Annotated in this window: 1 protein-coding gene; it reads right to left on the bottom strand. The window is 67.6% G+C overall.

From position 1 onward, the window contains the following. Nucleotides 1–9 precede the first annotated feature (9 nt). Nucleotides 10–800 (bottom strand): IS5 family transposase gene (locus tag ACFPZJ_RS39795; RefSeq protein WP_381031971.1). Its coding sequence is split into 2 segments (ribosomal slippage): nucleotides 10–470 and nucleotides 470–800, totalling 792 coding nucleotides; the frame shifts between segments, so codons are not numbered across the junction. Nucleotides 801–890: the final 90 nt, after the last annotated feature.

Below are 890 nucleotides of genomic sequence, written 5' to 3'. Positions count from 1 at the left end.
TAAGAGGTCCTAACAAAGGCGTTGGACGTGTCGGTGGGTGATCAGGCAGGCGGCGAGGCCGAGGAAGGCCTCGTGGATGTCGTCGCGGCGTTCCCAGCGGGTGCGCAGGCGGCGGAAGCCGTGCAGCCAGGCGATGGTGCGCTCTACCACCCAACGGAAGACGCCCAGGCCAGAGCCGTGTTCGACGCCTCGTTCGGCGATGACCGGGCGAATGCCGCGCTGCCAGAGCAGGCGGCGGTACTTGTCGTGGTCGTATCCGCGGTCTGCGAGGAGTGCGTCGGGTCTGCGTCTGGGCCGGCCGACGACGCCCGCCACCGCTGGGACCTTGTCCAGCAAGGGCAGCAACTGCGTGACGTCGTTGCGGTTTCCGCCGGTCAGCGACACCGAGAGCGGGATGCCCTGCCCGTCGGTGAGGACGTGGTGCTTGCTGCCCGGTCGTGCGCGGTCGACCGGGCTGGGTCCGCTTTTGGGCCGCGCCGGGCCGCCCTGACGTGGGAAGAGTCGATCACCGCCCGCGACCAGTCCAGCTTCCTCGCGGCCCGCAGCTTCTTCAGCAGCACCAGGTGCAGCGCGTCCCACACGCCGGCCTCGTTCCACGCGGCCAGGCGCCGCCAGCAGGTCATGCCCGATCCGAAGCCCAGCTCCTGGGGCAGGTACTCCCACTGGATGCCGGTGTGCAGCACGAACAAGATCCCGCACAAAGCCTGCCGGTCCGGGATCCGCGGTCTGCCCTCGACCAGTTTCGGACCCGGCTCGGGCAACAACGGCTCGATGAGCGACCACAGTTCGTCCGAGACGATCCACGGCCGTGACTCCCTCTTCCCCACGACAAACCAACGAGCAACCAGGACGACAGTCACATGATCAACAGCTTCTGTTAGGACCTCTAA

It is taken from the genome of Streptomyces bullii (assembly GCF_042657145.1).
Taxonomy (GTDB): Bacteria; Actinomycetota; Actinomycetes; order Streptomycetales; family Streptomycetaceae; genus Streptomyces; species Streptomyces bullii.
The sequence above is the reverse complement of the archived record's forward strand: the minus strand, read 5'-3'. Positions and strand labels throughout refer to the sequence as shown.